Genomic DNA, 24,600 nt, shown 5'->3' on the forward strand with positions numbered 1-24,600 from the left:
CCCGGACCAATTGGCCCGGGCTTTTTGTTATCCAAATTTCAGTCAGCTCAGCGGCTAATGTCGTTCAAGAGCTGCTCCATGGAAGTATAGCCATTCAGCACCTTGAGCGCCCCGGCACAGCGTTCCTTGGCGGCGAGACCGGTATTTTCAGCGAGGAATACGATGTAGCTCGCGATGTTCTTCGAGAAGTTCAGCCGGCCTTCGTCGCTGATCGTATAAAAACGCGCGCGCTGCTGATAACCCGCCGGCGAGTGATCGCCGAGAGCGCTCTTCTCCGCTTTGCCATTAGCGGCGAGCACGTAGAGGAAGTTATACTCGAACCAGAACATGTGCTCCGGATCGGCCTTGAGCGCTTCGATCGCTGAACGAGCCGTCGCTTCGCTGGCGAAAACATCCGTCGGCTTGCCCGACTTCGTGAGCGCATCGACGACAAACACGCGGGCAAATTTCTGCTCCGTCGCATCTGCGCTGAACACACCCTTGATCGCGAGCTCGACCGTAAATTTATACCAATCGCTCCAAAGCTTCTGGTCGTCCGCATTCTTCGAAGCGAAGAGCGCGCGGCCCATCTCGTAAGTGTAGCGACCGCTCGTCTTGATCTCGAGCTTGCTGCCCGTGACCTGACCCATGACCTGATAATTCTCAGCCGATTTTCCGGAGCCCGAGTGGAAACCGATGCTCGAACCAAACTGTTTGCAGACATTCCACTGCTTCTCGATGAGCACTTTCAGCGCAGCGTTGTCCGGATACGGCATGTTCTTTTGGAAACCAAAAGCCGGAGCCACGAAGCTGATCTTCATTCCCAGCGCTTCACAGAGCGCCAGCATGATCGCCGTCGTTTCCGGCGTCGTGAGACCGGGCAGTTCGTCGATTGAAAGTTCACGGAGATACGCGCGACCGGCGTCGGTCGTGAACAATTTCGCGCGGGCAGCGGCGTACTTCTCGTCGCGCACCTTCATCTTCTGCAACGACGGCCAGACGTAAGCGAGGAGCTTGGCGAACTCCGCTTCATTCAGCGTAAGACCCACCGAAGCGACCCGTGCTTTCACCTTTGTAACGAGTTCAGCAGGCACATTAGCCTTCACCCAACCCGCCGCATCGTCGGCGACTTTGGTCTGAGCCAGTTCAGGCGAAAGATCGAACGTGATGTAGCTCGCGAGCACGCAACCCGTGACGAGTTGATCTTCGCGCACATCGAACTTGCCGCCGATCGGCTGGTGGTCGGCGTTGAAGCTCCACGCGATGCCGTGACGATGGAAACCGGTCTTCAACTTCGAGAGCACACAGCCATGGCTCATGCCTTCGACGCTCTGACCCTGGTGACCTTCCGGAACGTTGGTGCCGATGAACGGGAAAGGAACCGTATCCAGTTTTCCCGCCAGCATCGCATCGACGTCGTAAACAAGTTCGCGCGGGATCGAGTTCTGATTCGCCGTCACGCCGATCTCGAGCGCGCTCATCGCCCACTCAACCGCCGGCCAGTGCAATGTCGTGAAACGCGCACCGATGCCCAGCGTGCTCTGACCGAGCTTTTGCGAAGCGCTCGGGAAAATTGTGGAAGCCGGATTGTGCTCCTGGATGAGATTCTTGAGCTTCAGCAAATTCGCGAACGTGGCAGGAAACGCCGCGCCACCCGCAACCGCCACACCGCTCGCCAGCACCTTCACCGCGTCCACGCCGCCTTTGGCTTCGAGTTTCCAAGCCGTGTCGCCAGTCGTGTCCTCAACGAGCGTCCACTTGCCTGCCGCCGTTTCAAACTGGCTCTTCGGCCAGGCCTTCACGGCACCTTTCACGACATTCGCACTGAGCGTTGCCCAATCGAGGCAGAAGTCGGGACTCACACACGGATTGCTCGCGATGCGCAGGTTGTTTTGGAGCAGGAAGGAGTTGATGGAGCTCATGGGAATAAGGACACGAGTCCAGCACGTCTAATCCTCCACGAGCGAGATGAAAAAAGCCCCGGCGTGCAAAGACGTCCGGGGCTTTGAGTGCTTGGGCAAAAAAAGATCGCTCAGCCTGCCGCGTCGCGCTCCAGCAGCGCCTTCGCCTGTTCAAGCACCTGCTTGCGGCGCTTCTCGAACTGGATCGTCTGCTCGCCGAACTTCTTTTTCTCGTCCTGGAAAGCGATAACCTCGGCTTCCCAAAGTGAACGCTCCTGAGTCGTCTTGGCGGCTTCCTTCTTGAGTTTGCTTTCGTCCGCTTGCAGGCGCGACTCGATGTCGGACAACTCGGCCTCGCGCTTGGCGATGGTCTTGTTGGCCTGATCAATCTTCGCGAGATCGGCCTTGAGCTTCGCTTGGGCGACTTCCACTTCGGCACCGATCTTTTCGATCTCGGCCTGCTCGGCTTTGATCTTGGATTCGAGCTCTTTGACCTTGGCCTCCGAGGCCGCGATCTTCGCCATCTCAGCTTTGACCTTCGCCTCGCTCTGCGAGACGGCAAGTTTCGCCTGCTCCTGATCCTCTTCGACCGCGATGCGCTCCTTCTGAAGCTTGGTCTTTTCGGCCGCAACCGCCGCCTGCTCGCCTGCGAGCTTCTTGCGCTCTGCCGCGAGCGATGCGACATGCTCCTCAAGTTCGGTCTTCTCGATCGCGAGCTTCTGCTCAGCCTTTTTGAGACCGGCTTTTTCCGCAGTGATCGTCGTTTCGAGATCGGCCAGTTTGGCCTGCTCCTTCTCGACATCCTTCTTCGCCTTGGCGAGCAGCGCATCGGCTTCGGCCTGCGCTTTCGATAGTGCCGCTTTCGCTTCGGCTTCCTGCTGCTTCACTTTCGCTTCGCGACTGAAAATCGCCTCTTCGCGTTGAGCCAGACCATCGGTCTGCTTCTGGATTTCGATGCGCTCCTTGGCGTAATGTTGCTCCGCCTTCTTGAGGGCCTCTTTCTCGGTGGAAAGTGATGCTTCGAGCTCGGCCAGCGCCTGCGACTCTTTTTCCGCCTCGGCCTTAGCTTTGGAAATAATCGCCGTGGCCTCGGACTGAGCCTTTTCCAATGCGGCTTTGCCCTTGGCCTCTTGATCCTTCAACGCCTTTTCGCGCAGGCCAAATTCTTCGGTCTGCTGGTTCAGCGCCGCCTGTTCAGCCGCGATCTTCTTCTCGGCCTGCTTGATTTGGTTTCGCTCGGTGAGCAGCGACTCTTCCATCTCGGCGAGCTTTTGCTGCTGCTTCTCGGAATCAGACTTGGCCTTCGCCACCAGTGCGGCGGCATCCGCCTGCGCCTTTTCAACCAGCGCCTTGGCCTTGGTTTCTTGAGACTTCACTGTGGCCTCACGGTCCGTGAGCGAGGCCTCCATTGACTCAAGTTCAGCCCGCTGCGCGACCAGCTGCTGTTCAGATTTCTTCAGTCCCGCTTTAGCGGTGACGATCGCACTCTCGCTCTCGGCAAGTTTCTTCTGCTCAGCCTCTGCTTCAGCTTTCGCCTTCTTCAACAAGGCATCCGCTTCCGCCTTCGATGCGGCAAACGCCGCCTTAGCCGCGGTCTCGTCTTCACGGAGCTTCTTTTCCTTCTCAACAAAAGCGGTTTCGCGCGCGCTGAGAGCCGCCGTATCTTTTCCAAACGCGTCCTTCTCGCTGCTCAGCTTCTTCTCGCCCTGCTTAAGCGATATGCGTTCGCCTTCGAGAGCCTCTTCGGCCTCGGCGATACGCTGCTTTTCTTTTTCCGCCTCAGCCTTGGCCTTCGCAAGAATCGCCGCGGACTCCGCCTGCGCCTTCTCCAGCGCCGACTTAACTTTGCCCTCCTGTGCGTGGAGCGCGGCTTCTTTTTCAGCCAGCGCAGCCGTCTGCTGCTCGATCTCGGCGGTATCCAGTGCAAGCTTCTGCTCGGTCTTCTTGAGTTTGGTACGCTCGGCGGCCAGCGCGGTCTCCGCTTCGGCCAGACGAGCCTGCTCTTTCGCCGCCTGTTCTTTCGCGGTGCTCACCAACGTCGTGGCCTCGGCCTGCGCCTTGGCCGTCAGCGCCTTCGCCTCAGCTTCTTGCTTGCGCAGGGACTCTTCACGCTTCGAAAAAACTTCCTGCTGCGCTTCCAGATCAGCGCGCTCGGTCGCGATTTTTTGCTCGGCCTTCTTCAAAGCGGAGCGTTCTCCCGCGATCGCCACTTCCGCATCCGCGAGCTTTTGTTGCTCGCGCTCGATCTCACTCGTGCGCGTGGCGGCGGCTTTGCGCTTCGACTCCAGCTCTTCGAGCGCCTTCGCCAGATTAGACTGCTCTTCGGCAAGCTTCTTTTGAGCTGCTGCGACGCTCTCACGTTCATTCTTCAACGCCTTGGATTCGTTCTCAAGTTTGCGGGCTTCGAGCTTGAGTTCCATGACGCGCATCTCCGCGTCACCGAGTTCCTCTCGCGCCTTTTCAAGCGCCTTGGCCTCTTCGGCCAGACGCTTCTTTTCCTCTTCGAGTCGTTCACGTTCGACCGAGTCCAAAGCGACCGCTTCCGTCTTCTTTTTGGCGGAAGACTGCTTCATCACCACCTGCTCAGTATCCAATTTCTCCTGATCGGCGGCGAGCTTCTCCTGAGCCTTGGCTAGAGCCGCCTCCCGCGCCGCAAGTTTCGACTCAGCCGTGGAAACGTCCGCCAGGCGCGCCAGCCCGTCGGCGACCTTGGCCCGCTCGGCGTCGAGACTCGACACCCGCTGCTCAAGTTTCTTGGCGTCTTCCGTGAGGCGCGTGCGCTCGGCCGCCAGAGACGCGCGCTCCTTCGCGAGTTCATCCCGGATCGCATCGCCTTCAATCCCGGGACGAGCGCGCTCTTTACGCGCCGCACTTGGAGGACTCGCTTTTGCCGACGCATCAGGACTGCCGGCGGCTGAACCATCCGAGAAAAACTCTTCGAGACTGCTCCAGTCCGCATTGCGCAAAGCCTCGCCCGCCCCCTCGCGCGTTCCAGCGAAATCAGTGATCCGCTTCATGAGCGCCTCAAGATCCAGCGGCGGTTGGAAAACATCCTTGATGCCCAGCCGGATACCGCGCACGACCGTCGGAAGATCCAGCCCATCAGCCACCAAAATAACCTTAGCGCGCGGCTGTGCCTTGCGCAGCGACTCGACGAAATCCAGCCCGCTCGCATCCGCCCCACGGCAATCAGCGAGAATCACATCGACGCTTTCACGAGCGAGATAATCACGAACTTGGGAAGACTCACGCAGGGATAATGCATGGAAGAAAGCCCCGCCGAATACCAATGATCGGGCCTGACGGAGTACTTCGTTGTGCTGAATGAGCAAAATTTTCGCGCTGACCATAAGTATGTTTGTCGGGGAAAGTTAGGGGAACGTTAAGACTAATTCCGTCAATCCAACGTAAAATTAGGCAATACACCTTATCTAGCTTTCAAGCTTAACGTTATGATACAAAACGACACTAAGACTTTAACCTTTACAGCCGAATGTTAGGGACTACGCCTCACCAGACATCCCCGTCGCGTGCGACTAGCACCTTCATTCTCCTTATTTCAGAACCTAAATGAGCGCCACTGATTCCACCGGATATTTCATCGAACTAGGTGAAAACAACTTAATCATTGCCCGCACTAACCTCAGCCAGCGCCCGCGCACGGTCGATGAGCTGCGCGAAGTGTGGCTCGGCGATGCTGCCGCCGTCGATGGACTCATCGGCGAAATCAAACCCACCGGCTCCACTGGCAAAGCAGTCACGCTCCTCCGCCTCAAACCCCGCGCTTCATTTCTCGCCGATTCTGCTCAGGCGCAAAAAATAAAGACACCCATCGCCGTCGAAGAATTCCTCAAGGAATCACTCGGAGCCGAAAACGTTCCAGCCAACTGGGCTTGGGCCGCCTCGAAAGACGGCCGCCTCCCAGAAAACGGAGCTCAATGGGTGCTCGACGCCACCCCCGTTTCCGCCACCGACGAAGCTCTCGCCAAAATCAAAGCGTGGTCATTTGAACTGCTCCGCTCCGAGTCCGCGCCCCTCTCGCTTGCCGGTGCCCTCGCCACCGCCGTGCGCACCGCTCAGGCCGGAGTCCCCGTCCTCTTCTGCGATGTCGCCGAAGCCCGCACCCACCTCTACCTGATCACCGCCCAGGGTATCAGTGCCCACACTACCGCCGAGGCCGGCTTCGACGCCCTCGCCGGCTCCACCCAGGAGGCTCTCGGCCTCAAGTTCCGTGGCTCAGCCGCCCGCCTTCTCTTCAACGAGACCTACGATTTCGCCGACTCTGCGGCTAAAATCGTCGAGCCTCTCGCCTCCGGCATCAAAAACTCCCTGCCCTCACTAGGCGCAGTCGCCCCAGCCTCGATCGTCTGCGGCGGCATCCTCGCAAAACAGGCATGGATCACCCAGGCCCTCGCCTCCGCGCTCGGCCTCAAACCGTTCGCGCCCGACACCGCCGCGCTCGCATCAACCCTCGGCCTCTCATTCGGCGGTAATGTGAAAGCCGATACCGTCGCCCCCTCCTGGCTCGGCGTGCTCGGCGCGGTCGCCGCCTACGATCAGCGCACCCCCGGGGCGGCCACTCCCTGGCACTCCGCGCTTACCGGCACACCTGTTGCCGCTCCTCCCTTCGTTCCCGCCATCGCCCCCGAACCACCAAAGCCTGCGGTCGTCATCACGCCCCCCGCTAAACCTGCGGAACCCGCCAAGCCCGTCGTTCCCGCCATCAAACCGGCCGAGCCAGCTCCCGCCGCCAAACCTGCGGCCGTCATCACGCCACCTGCCAAACCCGCCGAACCGGCCAAAGCCGCAGCTCCAGCCGCCGCCAAACCCGCTCAGCCCGCCACGCCAGTGGCCAAGCCCGCCGACCCGAAAGCACAGGGCAAACAACCCGACTCCAAAGCAGCTCCAGTCATTGCGAAACCCGCCCCCGCTCCCGCGCAAAAAGGCCCGGCCAAGCCCGAGCCAACCAAGCCATCGCCCGCGCCCGCTCCCTCAACCAAACCCGCGCTCGCTCCAGTTCCTTCCGCTGCACGCCCCGCGACCCCTGCTCCTTTCCCCAAGAAAAAGAGCAACACGCCAATCATCATCGCCGTCGCCGCCGCTGTGGTGATCGCCATCGTCGCCTTCTTCGTCGTTAGTGGCGGCAATAAGGCAAAGATAGAGGCTGATCGTCTCGCTGAGGTCGAACGCCGCGCCGCCGAAGAGGCCGCCGCCCGCCGCCAGGACGCCGAAAAGGCCAAGGCCAACGAAGAGCGCCTCAAAAAAGAAGCCGACGAGGCCCGCCAGAAAGCCCTCGCCGATGCCGAGGCCCTCCGCCTCCAGTCCGAACAAAATCTCAAATCCACCACCGAGCGCCTCCTCAACGCCCGCGGCGGTTTCAGCATCGCCACCGAGCCCGCCGGCGCATCCATCTCGCTCGGCGACCGCGCCCCCCGCACTTCCCCCGTCACTTGGAATGACCTCCGCCTCGGCCGCTACGACATCACCATCTCGCTCAATGGCTACGACAGCGAACAACGCTCCGTCGAAATCAAAGACAGCGCCATCACCGACCTCGGTGTGGTCGCCCTCAAACGCCAGGTCGGCAGTGTCGATCTGAACAGCGATCCCGCTGGTCTCGCTTATGAGATCAAACCCTCCGGCTCGCTCTTCGTAAACGCTGGCGACGTCCGCACCGGCCAGACTCCCGCCAAAGTCGAGGATCTCCCCGTCGGCAGCTACCAAGTCTCCATCAGCCGCGCCAACTGGCCCGCCTACACCTCCACGGTGAACATCGAGCGCAATGGCACCGCCCGCGTCCAAGGCACCTTCGTCGGCGGCAGCGTCACCATCACCAGCTCGCCAAGCGGCGCCACCGTCCTGCGCGACAATCAGTCCCAAGTCGGCGTCACCCCGCTCACCATCAACGACCTCATCCCCGGCACCGTGACCTACACCGTCACCCAGCGCGGCATGGACCCCGTCCCCCTCACCGGCAAAATCGAGCCAGGCAAAACCCTCGCGCTCAACGCCACCCTCCTCGACTCCGACCGCGTGATGAAACTCACCGAACTCGACGAGCGTCCCGTCCAGATCACCATCGTCGAACCCGAGCTCACCAGCGCCCAGCAAGCCGACGGCGGCTCCGTCCTTATCTCGCTCACCGTGGGCAAAGACGGCGTCCCCTCCGACCTCAAAGTCGATCAAGCCTCCAATCCCAACCTCGGCCGCGTGTGCCTCACCGCCGCCGCCAAGTGGCGCTTCAAGCCAGGCACCATCAAGGGCAAACCCGTCCGCTCACGCGTCTCGATCCCGTTCAAGTTCCAGCCACAAAGCTGACGCGAACCAATCACGCTTCACAAAAAAGGCGGCACTCGGGCCGCCTTTTTTATTTTCCGCAAACAATCACGCTCCCGGCACCGGCCAAAGCCTTCACCAGTTCACGCCTCGCTCGTCACCGCTCCTCTTCGATCGCCGACACACGCCCGCCCGTAAACGTCACCTTCAGATAATCCCGATCTCTCCGGCTGGAGTAATTCATGTAGTACGGGAAAAACGGATCACCATAGCTGTAGTAGCGATGATAGTACCCGCGATACAGATACAGCCCTGCATCCGATTCATACGTCGTGTAACGCCACACCTCGCTCACACCCGCCGCATCCGTTTTCGTCGTGATCCGGTCAGGATCGCCCAGCGCCAGCTTCACCATCTCCGGCGTGAACCCCAGCGCCGCCCGCCCCTCCTTGATCGTCTGCTGATCGGACGCCGTCAGACCCGCAAAAAGCTCCGGACTCCTCTGAATGCGCGCCTCAGGCGTCGCACACCCCGCCAGCGAAATCGCCGCCAGCAGCACCCCCACCAGCGAGGCTGCTCTGAAATGCACAAGATCGATTTTCATGTCGTAAACCTATCGCGTCCCGCCCAGCCCGCAAGCAGCCGGACGGCTCAACTTCTCAAAATTAACACGACACATCCCGAGCCCCCTCATCATCGCGTACTCGTCTCGGTGGCCGTCACTTTACCGCCCTCGAACAACACCCGGATCTTATCCTCCTCGCGGTCTCCCGCCGTACTCACGCCAATGCCACCGCCCACATTGGAACGCCCGCCACCTCCGCCGATACCGAGGCCGATGCTAAAAGCCGGCCCCTTGTCCCGATACGCCCACACCTCCGTCTGCCCCTTCTCGCTCGTCCGCAGATACCGCCGGTCCGGCTCACCCAGTGCCATCAGCACCATCGCCTGCGTGTAACCAACCTCCACCTTGCCCGCGCGGATCTTCGCCTGCGTCTCGGCCGGCAGCGCGTTAAACGACGCCTGGTTCTTCTTGATGCGCGAATCGGGCGACGAACAGGCGCTCAACATCGCCAACGCGAGCACCGGAAACAAAACAAGGAAGCGGGAGGATTTCATGGGGTGGGATTTTTTGCTGGTTAACCGAAAACGACTCTATCAGGACAGCGTATCCTCTCCCGAGTTCAACCCACATGAAGACTTTCAAGATCGCCATCGGCTCCGACCACGCCGGTTTCAAATACAAAGAGGCCATCAAGGCCATGCTCCTCGCCGAGGGCCACACCGTCCGCGACTTCGGCACCTACTCCGCCGAGTCCTGCGACTATCCCGACTTCATCCGCCCCACCGCCGAAGCCGTCGCTCGCGGCGAATTCGAGCGCGGCATCGTCCTCGGCGGCTCCGGCAACGGCGAAGCCATCGTCGCCAACAAAGTCAAAGGCGTCCGCTGCGGTCTCTGCTGGACCGAACAAGTCGCCATCTGGAACCGCTCCCATAACGACGGCAACGTCCTCTCCCTCGGCGAACGCACCGTCACCGAACCCGAAGCCCTCAAGATCGTAAAAGTCTGGCTCGCCACCGAATTCGAAGGCGGCCGCCACATCGCCCGCATCAAGAAGATCGAGTAACTTTCCGCCTCTCCCGCGCGCAAACTACACACCCGCGCCGCACGATATTCCCTCAGCCCTGCCGCCCCGAGCCGCAGGGCTTTTTATTTTCCACTCAATTTCCCATAAGTCCTATCCGTCCTATAAGTCCCATCGGCTCTCATCCGCCACGCCTCGCGCCGCTGTTCCCATCCATCGTCCTAAACACCCCACATGTCACTCGAGCCGCCCAGCCCCACTACAGCCGCCCTCCGCTACTACCTCGCCCTCGACGGCCAGGTCTCCGGCCCCCACGGACTCGACGCCCTCCGCGACATGGCCTCCGTCCACGCCTTCACCCGCGACACCCCCGCCACTCTCGAAGGCACCGAAAACTGGCAGCCCATCCACGCCCACGCCGAACTCGCCGCCGTCCTCTTCCCCGCCGCCGCGAAATTCCAGCTCAAGGCCAAAGCCATCACGCTCACGACCGACTCAGTCACCCCCGTCTCCGTCGAAGAAATCCTCCGCACCAATCTCTCCGCCGAAGCCCTCACCACGCCTCCGCCCGACTACATCGCCCAGCCCACGCGCCCACCCGGCCGCGCCCGCAATCGCGATTACGCCCTCTCCGCCCTCCTCGCCAACGCCCTCGGAGCGGCCGCCTGGTTTATCTTCCCGCACAACCCCGTCATCCTCGTCTTCCTCCTCTCCTATCTCACAATCGCCAACCTCGGCCTCTACTGGGTCATGTTTCACGTCATGGACCGCTACTGAGCCCGCCCGCTCACGCCAGCTTCACGCTCCCTTCCGCTCGCTTGGAAAATCTTCCGCCATCCGCGTCCATTCGCGGTTAAAAAATACCCACCTTCTTTCCACCGAGCTTCCCGCGCGACGAGGCAGTCGTCTCCACTTTTTTTGGCCTTTGTTTTTTGGCGTTTGCGATTTGCCTGCACCGCTCGCGGCGCAGGCAAAAATCTATCGCTTGCCCGAGCCGTTTTCGCCCCTCACCGTCGCGCTTTGGACATGGCATTTCCCACTCTTCCCGCCTGCCTCGCCCAACGTGATTTGCGCCCGGCCGAACTCGCCGCAAACACCGACGCCGCCCTCCTGCGTATCTACGCCTGGATGCACCTCGCGCGCACCGCCGATAACCGCATCCTCGATCTTTTCCGCCAGGGCTTGATCAAGGGCACCGTCACCGGCGGCCAGGGCAACGAAGGACTCATCGTTCCGCTCGCGCTCCTCGCCGACAAATCCATCGACGTCGTCTCCTTCACGCACCGCGGCTTCGGCGGCCACCTCCTCTGGAGCGGTCACCTCTGCGATCACCTCAACCAGTACTGCGCCAACGCTCAGAGCCCCACCAAAGCGCGCGAGGGCAACATCCACCACGGCGATCCCGCCAACCGCTCGCTGCCGATGATCAGCCATCTCGGTGCCATGCTCTCCAACGTCCTCGGCTCCACCGATTCCCAGCGCCGCCTCGGCAAACCCGCCGTCGGCTTCACCCTCTTCGGCGACGGCGGCTCCAGCACCGGCGACATCCACGAATCCCTCAACCTCGCCTCGCTCCTCTCTCTCCCCGTTCTCTTCGTCATCGAGAACAACAAATACGCGTACTCCACGCCCGTCAGCGAACAGTTCACCGCAGGCACCGAACTCTGGAAACGCGCCGCCGGCTACGGCATCGAGGGCTTCAGCATCGACGCCACGGATACCGAAGCCTCCGCCAAAGCCCTCGCCGCCGCCATCGAAAAAGTCCGCACCACCGGCCGCCCTCTCCTCATCGAGGCACACACTCTCCGCCTTCGCGGCCACGCCGCCTACGACACCGGCGACTACCTTCTCCCCGGCGAAAGCGACGGTTTCTTCGCCCGCGATCCTCTTCCCAAACTCCGCGCCCGCCTCGCCGCTTCCGGCCACTCCGCGCAACTCGACTCCCTCGACGCCGAGCTCAACGCCTTCATCGAAGCCTGTATCAAAGTCTCCCTCGCCGTCCCGCGCCCCACACCCGACGGCATGGAGGCCGACCTCTTCGCGCCGGACTCCGCGCCGCTCCCGTGGAAAGCCGAGCCCGCCAAGCCTCAGCACATCACCATGGCCCAGGCCATCGGCCTCGCTCACCGCAAGATCCTCTCCGAACGCCCCGAGTCCATCGTCATGGGTCAGGACATCGGCACCTACGGCGGCGCCTTCAAAGTCACCGACGGCCTCCTCAAAGACTTCGGCCGTGCCCGCGTCTTCAATACGCCCCTCGCCGAGAGCGCCTGCACCGGCTACGCCATCGGCCTCGCCCTCAACGGCCACCGCCCCATCGAAGAATTCCAGTTCGCCGACTTCTCCACTGAAGCCGTCACCCAGATCACCCAAAACGCCGCCACCTACCACTTCCGCTCCGGCGCCGCCGTCCCCCTCGTCCTCCGCCTCCCCACCGGCGGCGGTCTCACCTTCGGCTCCTTCCACTCGCAGGAACTCGACTCCTTCTTCCTCGCGATGCCCGGCCTCAAAGCCCTCTACCCAAGCACACCGCAAGACGCCTTCAACGCCCTCCTCGCCGCCTACGAAGACAACAACCCCGTCCTTCTCTTCGAACACAAAGGCCTCTACCGCCGCGGCAAATTCGACGTGTCCTGGGACGCCAACTACCGCGACATCTGGCACCCGCAGCAACTCCGCTCCGGCAACTTCGCCACCGTCGTCACCTACGGCGAAATGGTCCACCTCGCCCTCGACGCCACCGACTACCTCGCCACCGAGTACGAACGCACCTTCGACGTCTTCGACCTCCGCGCCCTCGCCCCCCTCAAGCTCGACGCCATCCGCTCCTCTCTCGCCGCCACCCATCGCCTGATCGTGATCCACGAAGGCCGCCGCACCCACGGCTTCGGCGCCGAACTCGTCGCCCGTCTCACCGAGGAAATGTTCTTCGATCTCGAAGCCGCCCCTCTGCGCATCGCCTCGCTCGACTTGCCTGTCCCCTTCGCCCCCGAGCTCGAGCACGCCTACCGCCCCACCAAAGACTCCATTATCGACCGCATCGCCACCTGGATGGGCTGAGCCGCTCGAATCGCCACCGTTCCACAACCGCGCCCCGCTCCTCCAGCAGCCTTCCCGCCGTGCCCGCCAAATCTAAGTCTAAAAATAAATCCGCCAGCCGCGCAGCTTCACGTCCACGCCCGGCTCGCACGTCCTCTCGCTCCGCTCCCGCGTCAAAAAAAATCCCACCCGCCCGCTGGGCCGCGATCCGCCTCTTCGCAATGGACGTCGATGGCATCCTCACCGACGGCACGCTTCACATCTGCTCCGACGGCTCCGAGACCAAAATCTTCAACGTCCTCGACGGCATGGGCCTCACCCGCTGCGCCAAATCCGGCATCGTCACCGCCTGGATCTCCGGCCGCCTCTCCGGTGCCACCACCGTCCGCGCCGGCGAATTAAAAATCCCGCATCTCATCCAAGGCCGCACCGACAAACACGTCGCCCTCCAAGAACTCGCCGCCCAGCTCGGCATCGCCTCCGAGAACATCGCCTACATGGGCGACGACGACATCGACGCCGCCGCCCTCCGCTGGGCCGGCATTGGCATCACCGTCCCTGGCGGCATGCCCGCCGCCTTCGCCGCCGCCGACTACGTCACGACTCGGCAAGCCGGATACGGCGCTGTCCGCGAAGTCTGTGAACATATCTTCGCCGCCCGCGGTCTCACCTTCGTCCCATGACCCGCGCCCGCCATCTTCCTCCGTCTCGCCTTGCCTGCGCCCGCATGTTCATACCCGCACTCGCGCTCGCACTCTCCGCCGTATCCGCCGTCCAGGCACAATCCGCCTCCGTCATCGCCAACGCCCCCGTCAAAAACATGCGCCTCCCGTCCTTTAACGACGCCGGCCACCGCACCAGCCTCCTCCGCGCCGGCGAGGCCCGCTATATCAGCAACACCCACATCGACGTCCTCGAACTCAACTTCGCCCAGTTCGTCGGCGACGGTTCCACCGAAACCGTCAACCTCCTCCTCGCTCCTTCCGCCACCGTCACCATCCCCGAGAAAAACCGCTACCTCATCTCCGGTAAGGAAAGCGTCCGCCTCATCGCCAAAAACGCCGAGGCCACCGGCGAAGACTGGACCTACGATTACTCTGCGCAGCGCCTTATCATGAACAAAAACGTCCGCGTCGTCTTTCACACCGAACTCAAAGGCATCCTCGACTGATGAAACTCCTCCGCCTCCTTCCCCTTCTCGCTTTCGCCGTCGCTCCCCTCGGCGCGCAAACGCCCCCCGCCACTCCCGTTCCCCTGGTCGAAACCGTCATCACCGCCACCTCGGCCGAGATCTGGAGTAACGAAACGGGCACCGAGACCTACGCCATTTTCAAGGGCAACGTCGTCGTTACCGGCACCAACCTCCGCATCACCTGCGATCGCATCGACGCCACAGCCGCTGGCAGCAACGATACCACGGCCAAAAACACGACCGCGCAGGACGTCGAAAAATTCAAAACCATCCTCGCCACCGGCAAAGTTCACATCGTCCAGGGAGACCGCGAGGCCAACTGCGAGCGCGCCGAAGTTCTCCCGCGTGAAGGCAAAATCGTTCTCACCGGCAAGCCGGTGGTCATCGACCGCAGCGCCAATATCGTTTTCACCGGCGAACCCATGACCCTCCTCAAAAACGAACGCCGTGTTCAGGGCGAAAACGTCCGCATCATCCTGCCCTCCGTACCCGACCTCGGATTCGACAAAAACTCCCCCGCCCCCGCCAAGCCCGCCGACGCCGCTCCCAAACCATGAGTTCCCCGTCGCCGACCTCCGCCCCCGAGGCCCAGATCTCCACCCAGGGCCTCGTCAAAACCTACGGCGAGCGCAACGTGGTCAACGGCGTCGACATCACCGTCCGCGCCGGAGAGATCGTCGGCCTCCTCGGGCCCAACGGCGCCGGCAAGACCACGTCGTTCTACATGATCGTCGGCCTCGTCCCCGCGACGTCAGGCAAAGTCCTCATCAACGGAAGCGACGCCACCAAACTCCGCATGCACGAGCGCGCCCGCCTCGGCGTCGGTTACCTCCCGCAAGAAGCGTCCATCTTCCGCAAACTCACCGTCGAGGACAACATCCTCGCCATCGTCGAAACCATTGGCCTCGCCAAAAAGGAACACCGCGCGCGCGTCCAGCAGCACCTCGAGGAACTCCACCTCACCCACGTCGCTAAACAAAAAGCCTTCACGCTCTCCGGAGGCGAACGCCGTCGCCTCGAGATCGCCCGCGCCCTCGTCACCCAGCCGAAATTCCTCCTCATGGACGAACCCTTCGCCGGCGTTGACCCCATCTCCGTCGCCGACGTCCAGAAGATGATCCTCGCCCTCAAACAACGCGGTATCGGCATTCTCATCACCGACCACCAAGTCCGCGAAACGCTCAAGATCGTCGACCGCGGCTACATCATCCACAAAGGCAAAGTCCTCACCAACGGCCCCGCCAGTTTCCTCATCACCGACCCCCAGGCCCGCGAATTCTACCTCGGCAAAGACTTCAACCTCTGACGGACCGGCACTTATCAAGTGCCGCCCCCTTCCGACCTACTCGCTACCCGCTACTCACTGCTCGCTACTTCTCCCAAACCCCATGCCCAAATCCATCCAAGGCATCACCGTCGCCCACTTCTTCGACACCTACCGCGAGCGCCTCAAGATGGAGCTCGTCCTCGGCGAGCCCGGCCTGCACCGCATGATCCGCGAGGGCTCCATCAACCGCCCCGCCCTCGCCCTCACTGGCTTCTTCAAATATTTCGCGAACAAACGTATCCAGGTTCTGGGCGCGGCCGAGATGACCTACCTCAAGACGCTCGATCACGCCCGCCAGGTCGAGATCCTCCAGGAGATGGTCGAGCGCCAGATCCCCTGCCTCGTCCTCACGCGTAATTTCCACCCCACGCCCGCCATGCTCAGCGTCGCGAAGGAGAAAAACCTCCCCGTGTTCCGCACCACGCTGATCACGATGAACTTCATCAACCTCGCCACCCTCTGCATCGACAACGAGTTCGCCCCCTCCGTCACCGAGCACGCCACCACCCTCGATATCCGCGGCATCGGCGTCATGCTCCGCGGCTCCAGCGGCGTCGGCAAAAGCGAATGCGCCCTCGCCCTCATCGAGCGCGGCCACTCCCTCGTCGCCGACGACCTCACCGTCATCAAGCTCCTCGACGAACGCGAACTCATGGCCTCCTCCCGCCCGCTCAACCGCGGCTACATGGAGTGCCGCGGCATCGGCATCATCAATATCTCCGACATGTTCGGAGTGAAGAGCGTCCGCCCCGAGAAACGCATCGACCTCGTCGTCTCCCTCTTCGAATGGACTCCCGACGCCGTCGAGGAACGCACCGGCCTCGAAGAAAACTTCTACGAGATACTGGAGCTCAAAGTCCCCCACATCATCCTCTACGTCCGCCCCGGCCGCGACATGGCCCGCCTCGTCGAAGTCGCCGCCCTCACCCAAGCCCTCAAGAAAATGGGCCACGATCCCGCGAAAACTTTCAACGACCGCCTCATCGCTTACATGACGCAACAGTCCGAAACCCCCGCCCGCACCATCCGCCTCGACCCCGATCGCAGCCGCTCGGAAGAAGACCGCTCCTGACCCTCCGCCGCCTCTGCTCTTTCCTTTCCCTCCTATTCAAATTTCCGAACTCCGTGCTCTCCGTGTCATAGCTCTGTGCCCTCTGTGGCCCCTTTGAAACTCCGCAGCTCCGGTTCCGCATCTTCCTACTTTCCTTTCCTTTTCGCATGTCCACCACCGCCCGCCACGACGGCCGCACCGCCGACCAGCTCCGCACCATCACCTTCGAAGCCGACATCGCACCGCACGCCACTGGCTCGGTCCTCGTCAGCTTCGGCAAAACCCGCGTGATCTGCGCCGCCACCATCGAGCCCGGCGTCCCCACCTGGATGAAACAGCAGGGCGTCAAAGGAGGCTGGCTCACCGCCGAGTACTCGATGCTCCCCTACAGCACCCACGAGCGCAAATCCCGCGACATCTCCCGCGGCAAGATCGACGGCCGCACCGTCGAGATCCAGCGCCTCATCGGCCGTTCCCTTCGCGCCGTCATCGACCTCAGCAAACTCGGGCAGAACACTCTCTGGCTAGATTGCGACGTCCTCCAGGCCGACGGCGGCACCCGCACCGCCTCTATCACCGGCGCCTACCTCGCCGCCCGCCTCGCCGTCCAAAAACTCCTCGACTCACAAAAACTCCGCGAGAATCCCCTCACCGATTCCGTTGCCGCCGTCAGCGTCGGCGTCGTCGCCGGCCGCGAGCTCCTCGACATCGCCTACCTCGAAGACAAAGACGCCGAAGTGGACTTCAACATCGTCATGACCGGCCAGGGCAAATTCGTCGAAGTCCAGGGCTCCGGCGAAGAAACCACCTTCAGCCACGACCAACTACAAAGTCTCTTAGTCCTCGCCCAAAAAGGCCTGAAAGAAGTCTCCGCCGCCCAAACCGCCTTCCTCACCAAACAACTCCTCAGCACCCTAAAACTCGGCTGAACTCCACGCTCATCTAATGGCCTCTGATCAATTCCACGCGGCCTCACCTAGCGGAGATATTTTCTTTATGACACCCCCTAAAATATTCGGTCTAGCCGTCAGGATCACGGGCCTCGTAAGCCTGCTGTATATGTTGTCTGCCTCGGTTCTTCTTTTCGGCTTTGTTGGAGTACCAGCCTTCATGATCATCATGAAATTTCTGGTTTGGCTGGCCCTCACCATCTGGTTGCTACGGGGTGCACCCAATTTGGTTCGGTTCGCTTATCCCGATGAGCAATGACGGCTCGTGGTCTGAAGCCTGATCAAGTCCGCTCATTCAAGAACAACCCCATGAAAACACTCCGCCTTTTTGCTGTATTGCTTCTGACATCCTTTACACCGCTTTTTTCGTCAGAGCCTCCAACCAAAGTTCGGCTGGAGATGTGGGAAGGGTGCCTCTGTCAGGGACCAAAGCATGTGCGAACCTATGAGCAATTGAACAATGAACGCTCGAAGCGAATGGTTGTCGGCGTTGACGTGGCAGTCGGCCCCGAACAGCAGGGCTTATCTGCGTTTGCTTTGCTGAACCAGAGAGTCAGCGAAGATAAGCCACCCGCTGATCTCGCTTTTTATTGGATCGGCCTGGTCTATCGAAAGAGCAAAGATGGACTGTCGCATCCGATTGGTTTTCGCGGCTCCATGGCCAAACTTCAATCGTCCGAGTTGAAGGACGGTGATCTAGTGGTGTTCTTCAAAGAAGCTTTCTAAAGTTCACGATTTCCGCATCAACACGGTACGCCAGCGCCCTCAACTGGACCGATGCCTCCATGGGCCGTCTCGCACCTCGCAATCTCGGCTTGTGCTGATCACCTTTGACCACCTGTCCCACTGGCCCATCTCTTGCCGAAACCTCTTTCATACCTCGACCAATACCGCCCATGAAAACCGCCCGCCGTTTCCTCACCGCGCTTCTCGTCACCCTCCCCTCACTCGCGCAAGCCCACCCTGGCCACGACGGACACGAACTCACGTGGGACTTCCACGGCCACGGCCTCTGGGACAATCCTCTGACGCTGATTATCGGCGGCCTCTGCGCCGCCGCCCTCGCCTACCGCTTCGCCCAAAAACGCCGCTGACCTTTTCGCTCCCTGTCGGAGCGGCTTTACGCCGCGATCTCAGCGCCGCCTCACCCGCGGCGCTTTTTTATTTCCCAACGCCACGCACCCGATCCTTCGCTCCGACTTAGCGTCTTCGCGTCTTTGCGATTAACCTAATCGTCGCCCTCCAGAACCTCCCAACGGCCGCCCCATCCCGCCCTACGCACACTCACACCCGCCTGAGCGCCGCCCGCATCCTCGGCAACCGCTCCGCCAGGATCTCCCGCACTTCACCGAGCACCCGACGCAGCTCCGCCCCATCCGCCGCCACAATCTTCAAACTCCACGCCCCGCACCCGCCGCGCAGCGCGCTCACCCCCACCCACGCCCGCGCCCCGTGCAACGCCTCGATCCATTCCCTCCACGCCCCGCACTCCTCCAACTTGCGCGACACAATCACCACATTCCCAAAACAACACGCCCCGCTCTCCGCGCTCGCTCCATTTTCCGCCGCCGCATTCGCGTCCATTCGCGTCCATTCGCGGTTAAAAACTCCGCCGCCTCCGCTTTCACCCTTCCCCCTTCCCTCTTCACTCTTCAGCTCGCCCACACCCGCCAGCTTCGCGAGCGCTTTCATCTCCTCCCCGCTCTGATCCAGCCGCTCCCGCAAAATCAATTCCCCGCCCACGCGCACGCTTAGCTCCAGCCGCAAACGCGACCACGACCACATCTCCCCGCGCGCGATCCGCCCCGGCATCAACAAATCCGCAAACGCGATCTCCCCGCCCTCCGCCACCTCGATCTCCGTCACCTGCCGGAAACTCGACCGGTCATGCGGGACGAGGGGCTCCGGCAAAAACTCCAGCCACCCACCCGCCTCCACCGAAAATTTCTGCGACGCCACCGCCTCGCCCGCCCGCATATGGAAAACCCGGCTCGCACTCGGAGTCGTCACGAGCAACGCCGCGCCACTTCCCACCGCGATCTCCGTCTCCAACTTATCTCCCTCCAAAATCCCCGCCGTCGGATTCACGACCTGCACGCGCAACGCCGCGCCCTCCTCGTCCCAGTAAGCCTTTCCCACATGAAACGGCGCGCGAAACGACTGCCCCGCCAGCACGGTTTTCCCGTTCTCACGCACCTCCGCGCGCAACTTCAGATGTCCGGAAAACTCACCCATGATGATTCATCATGTGAAACCCAGAAAACAGGACCGGGAATTTCGCATCCTCTCCGTTTCCAGTCTTCCTGATTTCCACATTAAAAACGCTCCTCATCATGCGCCCGATTTCCTCGCACCAAACAACACCTCGCGCACGATCCACGCCACGATCGCGTCGAGATTATGCTCCCGCTTCAGATCGCAAAAAATAAACGGCCGCGTCCCCCGCTGCACCTTCGCGTCGCGCTCCATCACCCCGAGATCCGCCCCCACATACGGCGCCAGATCGATTTTATTTATTAAGAGCAGATCCGAGTACTTGATCGCCGGCCCACCCTTGCGCGGCATCTTTTCCCCCTCCGCTACATCGAGCACATAGATAAACGCATCGACCAGCTCCGGCGAAAATGTCGCCGTCAGATTATCCCCGCCACTCTCCACCAACACGAGCTGCAGATCAGGAAACGCTTTTTCCAGCCCCTGCACCGCCTGCTCATTCATCGTCGTGTCATCGCGAATCGCCGTGTGCGGACACCCGCCGGTCTCCACGCCCACGATCCGCTCCGCCGGCAGCGCCTTCGCCTCCTTCAGATACCGCGCATCCTCCGACGTGTAGATGTCGTTCGTCACCACGCCCAAGCTATACCGCTCCCTCAGCCGCTGACACAGCTTCAGACAAAGCATCGTCTTGCCGGACCCCACCGGGCCACCAACACCAATTCGAGGAGGACGTTTAGAAGACATAGACATTTAAGGAAGCAGGATGCTCACCGCGGATCGCCCGTCTGCAATCCTTCCCAATCATCAGTGTGCATCAGTGCTCATCAGTGGTTAAAAACTCCGCTCGATCGTCCGTCTCACGAAATAAACAACCGCGCCGCCGCCCGCTCATGCCGCGCCGCCGCGATATCCAGCCACGGATTAAACCACCCGATCTCCCCCACCGGCACCTTCTTCGCCGCCGCCACGATCTCCGGCGCTTTCCCCATCATTTCCGTCAGCAACGTCTGCGACCCATTCTGCCCGAGCCGCAGCAGCTTCATCGCCGCCGCCATCAGCCCCGCGATGCTCGCATAAAAAACCGACGCCAGCGCCGCCTCCAGTGGCGCCCCCAACACCCGCGCCTCCAGCGCCGCCGCCGCCGCCGGCGAATACGGCCACTTCTCCGCCTCCGCCCATCGCACAAACTCCACCGCCAGCGGATGTCCTCGCAACTTCGCCGCCAGCTCCGCCCGCTGCCGCCCAATATTCTCCGCCGCCAACCGCGCCTCCTTCGCCGACTTCAACGCCGACGCCAGCACACACAGCTCCCCGACCTTCCTCCAATCCACCCACTCCACCGCTCTCCTCCCATCCTCATTTTCCGAAATCCCGTTAATCCTCTTAATCTTGTCCAAAACTCCATCCCCCGACACCTCCGCATTACGACCGCCTCCCAACGCCCCCCACGCATGAATCACCACCGGCAGTTCCGCCTGCCTTAACGCTGGCAGCGCCGACCTCAGCAAAAACTCCCGCAACGTCTCCCGATCCCGCACCGCTCCCAGCTCGATCATCCCCTCCAGCCCAAACGAGTGCGCATACGCCCCCGTCGGATAAAACGTATCCCCCATCTGGAGCATCCCCGCCAGCCACGCCACTCCTGAGGTTTCGGTGTTCATCGTTCTCTTATTCGTCGCAACATGGCCGCTGCACTCGTTGCGTCACCAAAGAACGTGATTTGAGCAGTTCAAAAAAGTGAGGGCCCTATTCTCGAGGGAAACCCTCCGTGCCGTCCACGGTCGGCAACGAGCCCGGCCCTCCCATAAACGAAACAGTCGGCCCCTCGGCCGCCTGTTTCGCTCACACACGATTCAAAAAAACGGCGCGCTCAGATCACCGTTCCATTCGGCACCACTCCGCCCTTCGGCACGAGAAGAACGCCGTCGCGGATGATGACGCCATGCGGATAGGTGCCGTCTGGCTTGCCATCCACCGTCAACGTCACCCCATCGCCAATACGCGAGTTTTTATCGATGATCGCGCCACGAATAATGCAGCCTTTCCCGAGCCCCAGATGCGGACGCCCCTGCTCCACGTTCGCCTCCAGTTGCTCCGGAGTTTCATAAAAATCCGAGCCCATCATCACCACATCCTGCAACTGTGTGCCTTCACGCACAAACGACCGGATTCCGAGCACGCAATGTTTCAGCGTCGAATCCTCGATGATCGAACCGTCGCCGATGACGACATAGTCGATGGCGCAGTTGTTGATCTTCGATGCAGGCAGATAGTTGTCCTTCGTGTAGATCGGATCTTTCGCATCGAAGAAATTAAACGGCGGCAGCGGCTGCGCGAGCGCGAGGTTCGCATCGAAAAACGCCTTCACCGTTCCAATGTCTTCCCAATATCCCTCGAAAATGTGGGCGAAGAGCTTCTTCTTCCCGAGCAGGCCGGGAATGATCTCCTTGCCGAAATCCGTCATATTGTTGTCCAACGCCTCGGCCAGTGCCGTGCGGTTGAAAACATAAATACCCATCGACGCCAGGCAGTGCTTCTCACCGGCCACCGGCTGCTCCAGCTTCGCTTCGAGCGCCGCGCTGAGGGTGAGACTGTTGATCACCGCTGGATCTTTTGGTTTTTCCACGAACTGAGCGATCGAGAGATCATCGTTCACGCGTGTCAGGCCGAGGCCCTCGACCTTCGAAACAGGAAACGGAATCGCCGCGATCGTCACATCCGCTCCAGTCGACATGTGCTGCTCGATGATCTTCCGGAAATCCATCCGGTACAGCTGGTCCCCCGAGAGAATCAAAACCAGGTCATGCGGGAACGTGCGGAAATGCTGGAGATTGCGCCTCACCGCATCGGCCGTGCCCTGATACCAATCGACGCTCTTCTCCGTCTGCTCCGCCGAAAGAATGTCCACGAAACCACCGCCAAACGGATCGAAATGATACGTCGCCTGGACGTGACGATGCAGGGAGGCCGTGTGAAACTGCGTCAGCAAAAAGATGCGATTCAACCCCGAGTTGATGCAGTTGCTGATCGGAATATCGACCAGGCGGTACTTGCCGGCGAGAGGAACGGCGGGTTTGCAGCGCTCCATCGTGAGCGGATAAAGACGCGTGCCGCGACCGCCGCCCATGATTACCGAGATGACTTTGGGTGTTGCCATATTTGTGGGCCTTAAAGCCTTGCTCCACGTTTATCGCGGTCGGTAGTTTCGCCAGCCAAAAGCAAAAAAACTATGTGTGGAATCGTTGGTTACGTTGGGAAACAGAAAGCCGCCTCAATCATTATCGAGGGCCTCAAGCGTCTCGAATACCGCGGCTACGACTCTGCTGGTGTCGCTGTTCTCCAGAACGACCGCATCGATGTCGCAAAAAAAGCCGGACGCGTCGAAATCCTCGCTAAAGAAGCCGCTCGCCACCGCTTCACCGGCACCACCGGCATCGGCCACACCCGCTGGGCCACGCATGGCGGTGTCACCGACGCCAACGCCCACCCCCACGTCTCCAGCGACGGCAAGTTCGCCCTCATCCACAACGGTGTCATCGAGAACTACTCCTCGATCAAAAAATTTCTCCTCTCCAAAGGCTACACGTTCTCCTCCGAGACCGACACCGAGGCGCTCGTTAACCTCATTGCCTACCACTACCAGAAGGAGCCCGCCGCCGAGGACAAAAGCCGCTTTCTCGAAAGCGTCCGCCGCAGCCTCATGCACGTCGAGGGCACCTACGGCATCGCCGTCATCTGCACCGATTCCCCCGGCGAACTCGTCGCCGCCCGCAAAGCCTCGCCCCTCATCCTCGGCGTGGGCGACGGCGAATTCATCATCGCTTCCGACGTCTCCGCTCTCATCAGCCGCACGCAAAACGTCGTTTACTTAAAAGACGGCGAACTCGTCCACCTCACGGGAAAAAACTTTTCCATCATCACGCAGTCCGAGGAAGACGTTTCCCCCATCGTCAACAAAGTCACCTGGAGCGCTGAGGCCGCCGAGATCGGCAGCTTCTCGCACTTCATGGAGAAAGAAATTTTCGAGCAGCCCGTCGCCCTCGAAAACGCCATGCGCGGCCGCTTCTCCGCCGACGGCTCCACCGCCCAGTTCGGCGGCCTCAATCTCACGCCCATCGAGGTCCGCCAGATCGACCGCTTTGCCTTCTGCGGCTGCGGCACCGCCTGGCACGCCTGCCTCGTCGCCGAGCACCTCATCGAGCGCTTCGCCCGCGTCCCCGTCGAAGTCGATTACGCCTCCGAGTTCCGCTACCGCAATTCCCCGCTCGACGGTAACACCCTCTTCTTCGTCGTCAGCCAGTCCGGCGAAACCATCGACACCCTCGGCGCTCTCCGCGAAGCCAAGCGCAAAGGCTACAAGGTTCTCGCGATCAACAACACCGTCGGCTCCTCCATCGCCCGCGAAGCCGACGGCGGCATCTACCAGCACGTCGGCCCCGAGATCGGCGTCGCCTCCACCAAGGCATTCACCTCTCAACTACTGATCGGCGCCATGTTCGCCCTCTACGTCGCCCGCATGAGGGACATGAGCTTCAGCGACGGCGTCGAGTACGTGAAAGCCCTCAAGGCCGCCCCCGATCTCGTCCGCAAAGCCTTGGAACAAGCCCCCCGCATCAAGGAAATCGCCAAGCGTTACGCCCAGTATGCCGACATGCTTTTCCTCGGCCGCCTCTCGCTCTTCCCCATCGCCCTCGAGGGCGCACTGAAGCTTAAAGAGATCTCCTACATCCACGCCGAGGGTTATCCCGCCGCCGAGATGAAGCACGGCCCCATCGCCCTCATCAGCGAGAAATGTCCGTCCGTCTTCTTCGCCCCCAAGAGCGAGATCTTCAACAAGATTGTCTCCTCCATTCAGGAGATCAAAGCGCGCAACGGCAAAACCATCGTCATCACCACCGAGGGTTGCGAATTCCCGCCCGGTGTCGCCGACGACGTCATCTACATCCCCGACTGCCACGAAGCCGTCCTCCCCATCGTCGCCACTGTACCGGTTCAGCTTCTCAGCTACTACATCGCCTGCGAACGCGGTTGCGATGTCGATAAGCCCCGCAACCTGGCAAAGTCCGTCACCGTCGAATAACC

Annotated in this window: 22 protein-coding genes; 14 read left to right on the forward strand and 8 right to left on the reverse strand. The window is 61.3% G+C overall.

Going from position 1 to position 24,600, the window contains the following annotated elements:
* Positions 1–47: 47 nt before the first annotated feature.
* Together CMV30_RS01520 and CMV30_RS01525 are read right to left on the reverse strand one after the other, a co-directional pair.
* On the reverse strand, positions 48–1,901 hold the full coding sequence (locus CMV30_RS01520) for a tagaturonate epimerase family protein (RefSeq protein ID WP_096054385.1): 1,854 nt from the start codon (positions 1,899–1,901) through the stop codon (positions 48–50).
* A 110-nt stretch (positions 1,902–2,011) separates the two neighbouring features.
* Entirely contained in the window at positions 2,012–5,230 is a 3,219-nt protein-coding gene (locus CMV30_RS01525) for a response regulator (protein WP_096054386.1), read from the reverse strand.
* Positions 5,231–5,450: 220 nt separating this feature from the next.
* On the opposite strand from CMV30_RS01525, the gene CMV30_RS01530 reads away from it, so the two are divergent.
* Positions 5,451–8,198: a TonB family protein gene (locus tag CMV30_RS01530; protein WP_096054387.1), complete on the forward strand. Its 2,748-nt coding sequence runs from the start codon at positions 5,451–5,453 to the stop codon at positions 8,196–8,198.
* Positions 8,199–8,313: 115 nt separating this feature from the next.
* Here the strand turns inward: CMV30_RS01530 and CMV30_RS01535 are convergent, their stop codons facing one another.
* Entirely contained in the window at positions 8,314–8,760 is a 447-nt protein-coding gene (locus CMV30_RS01535; protein ID WP_096054388.1) for a hypothetical protein, read from the reverse strand.
* A gap of 89 nt (positions 8,761–8,849) precedes the next feature.
* Positions 8,850–9,275: a hypothetical protein gene (locus CMV30_RS01540; protein ID WP_096054389.1), complete on the reverse strand. Its 426-nt coding sequence runs from the start codon at positions 9,273–9,275 to the stop codon at positions 8,850–8,852.
* 74 nt (positions 9,276–9,349) lie between these two features.
* Here CMV30_RS01540 and rpiB point away from each other — a divergent pair, with 74 nt between their 5' ends.
* From rpiB to CMV30_RS01600, 12 genes are all read left to right on the forward strand, one after another.
* On the forward strand, positions 9,350–9,784 hold the full coding sequence (rpiB, locus tag CMV30_RS01545) for a ribose 5-phosphate isomerase B (protein ID WP_096054390.1): 435 nt from the start codon (positions 9,350–9,352) through the stop codon (positions 9,782–9,784).
* Between the two features lie 192 nt (positions 9,785–9,976).
* Positions 9,977–10,519, forward strand: a complete 543-nt coding sequence (locus CMV30_RS01550) for a DUF4339 domain-containing protein (RefSeq protein WP_096054391.1) — start codon at positions 9,977–9,979, stop codon at positions 10,517–10,519.
* Positions 10,520–10,768: 249 nt separating this feature from the next.
* The gene (locus CMV30_RS01555; protein ID WP_096054392.1) at positions 10,769–12,802 is read left to right on the forward strand and encodes an alpha-ketoacid dehydrogenase subunit alpha/beta; all 2,034 of its coding nucleotides are present in this window, start codon (positions 10,769–10,771) and stop codon (positions 12,800–12,802) included.
* Between the two features lie 59 nt (positions 12,803–12,861).
* Positions 12,862–13,464: a KdsC family phosphatase gene (locus tag CMV30_RS01560; RefSeq protein ID WP_245844368.1), complete on the forward strand. Its 603-nt coding sequence runs from the start codon at positions 12,862–12,864 to the stop codon at positions 13,462–13,464.
* On the forward strand, positions 13,461–13,952 hold the full coding sequence (locus tag CMV30_RS01565; RefSeq protein ID WP_096054393.1) for a hypothetical protein: 492 nt from the start codon (positions 13,461–13,463) through the stop codon (positions 13,950–13,952). Before CMV30_RS01560 ends, CMV30_RS01565 begins: the two co-directional genes overlap by 4 nt.
* On the forward strand, positions 13,952–14,530 hold the full coding sequence (locus CMV30_RS01570) for an LptA/OstA family protein (RefSeq protein ID WP_096054394.1): 579 nt from the start codon (positions 13,952–13,954) through the stop codon (positions 14,528–14,530). The genes CMV30_RS01565 and CMV30_RS01570 overlap by 1 nt, the downstream gene beginning before the upstream one ends.
* The gene (gene lptB, locus CMV30_RS01575) at positions 14,527–15,279 is read left to right on the forward strand and encodes an LPS export ABC transporter ATP-binding protein (protein ID WP_096054395.1); all 753 of its coding nucleotides are present in this window, start codon (positions 14,527–14,529) and stop codon (positions 15,277–15,279) included. Before CMV30_RS01570 ends, lptB begins: the two co-directional genes overlap by 4 nt.
* Before the next feature lie 82 nt (positions 15,280–15,361).
* Positions 15,362–16,372 (forward strand): HPr(Ser) kinase/phosphatase, encoded by a 1,011-nt coding sequence (gene hprK / locus CMV30_RS01580; protein WP_096054396.1) that lies wholly within the window; start codon positions 15,362–15,364, stop codon positions 16,370–16,372.
* 146 nt (positions 16,373–16,518) lie between these two features.
* The gene (gene rph, locus CMV30_RS01585) at positions 16,519–17,280 is read left to right on the forward strand and encodes a ribonuclease PH (protein ID WP_096054397.1); all 762 of its coding nucleotides are present in this window, start codon (positions 16,519–16,521) and stop codon (positions 17,278–17,280) included.
* Between the two features lie 16 nt (positions 17,281–17,296).
* Entirely contained in the window at positions 17,297–17,560 is a 264-nt protein-coding gene (locus tag CMV30_RS01590; RefSeq protein WP_096054398.1) for a hypothetical protein, read from the forward strand.
* Between the two features lie 50 nt (positions 17,561–17,610).
* Positions 17,611–18,027, forward strand: a complete 417-nt coding sequence (locus CMV30_RS19195) for a hypothetical protein (RefSeq protein WP_138223065.1) — start codon at positions 17,611–17,613, stop codon at positions 18,025–18,027.
* Positions 18,028–18,197: 170 nt separating this feature from the next.
* The gene (locus tag CMV30_RS01600) at positions 18,198–18,395 is read left to right on the forward strand and encodes a hypothetical protein (protein WP_096054400.1); all 198 of its coding nucleotides are present in this window, start codon (positions 18,198–18,200) and stop codon (positions 18,393–18,395) included.
* A 190-nt stretch (positions 18,396–18,585) separates the two neighbouring features.
* On the opposite strand, the gene CMV30_RS01605 is transcribed toward CMV30_RS01600, so the two are convergent.
* The 4 genes from CMV30_RS01605 to CMV30_RS01620 all read right to left on the reverse strand — a co-directional run bounded on the left by CMV30_RS01605 (position 18,586) and on the right by CMV30_RS01620 (position 22,675).
* Entirely contained in the window at positions 18,586–19,536 is a 951-nt protein-coding gene (locus CMV30_RS01605; protein ID WP_096054401.1) for an urease accessory protein UreD, read from the reverse strand.
* A gap of 96 nt (positions 19,537–19,632) precedes the next feature.
* On the reverse strand, positions 19,633–20,262 hold the full coding sequence (gene ureG, locus CMV30_RS01610) for an urease accessory protein UreG (RefSeq protein WP_281254875.1): 630 nt from the start codon (positions 20,260–20,262) through the stop codon (positions 19,633–19,635).
* A gap of 113 nt (positions 20,263–20,375) precedes the next feature.
* Positions 20,376–21,179, reverse strand: coding sequence for an urease accessory protein UreF (locus CMV30_RS01615; protein WP_096054403.1), 804 nt, complete (start codon positions 21,177–21,179; stop codon positions 20,376–20,378).
* A 209-nt stretch (positions 21,180–21,388) separates the two neighbouring features.
* Positions 21,389–22,675 carry a glucose-1-phosphate adenylyltransferase gene (locus CMV30_RS01620; RefSeq protein WP_096054404.1) on the reverse strand — a complete coding sequence of 429 codons (1,287 nt, stop codon included), beginning with the start codon at positions 22,673–22,675 and terminating at the stop codon, positions 21,389–21,391.
* A 72-nt stretch (positions 22,676–22,747) separates the two neighbouring features.
* Here CMV30_RS01620 and glmS point away from each other — a divergent pair, with 72 nt between their 5' ends.
* Complete coding sequence (gene glmS, locus CMV30_RS01625; protein ID WP_096054405.1) at positions 22,748–24,598, forward strand: glutamine--fructose-6-phosphate transaminase (isomerizing); 1,851 nt, start codon at positions 22,748–22,750, stop codon at positions 24,596–24,598.
* The last annotated feature ends 2 nt before the right edge of the window (positions 24,599–24,600 follow it).

Origin of the sequence: Nibricoccus aquaticus (genome assembly GCF_002310495.1) — a bacterium.
Lineage (GTDB): Bacteria > Verrucomicrobiota > Verrucomicrobiia > Opitutales > Opitutaceae > Nibricoccus > Nibricoccus aquaticus.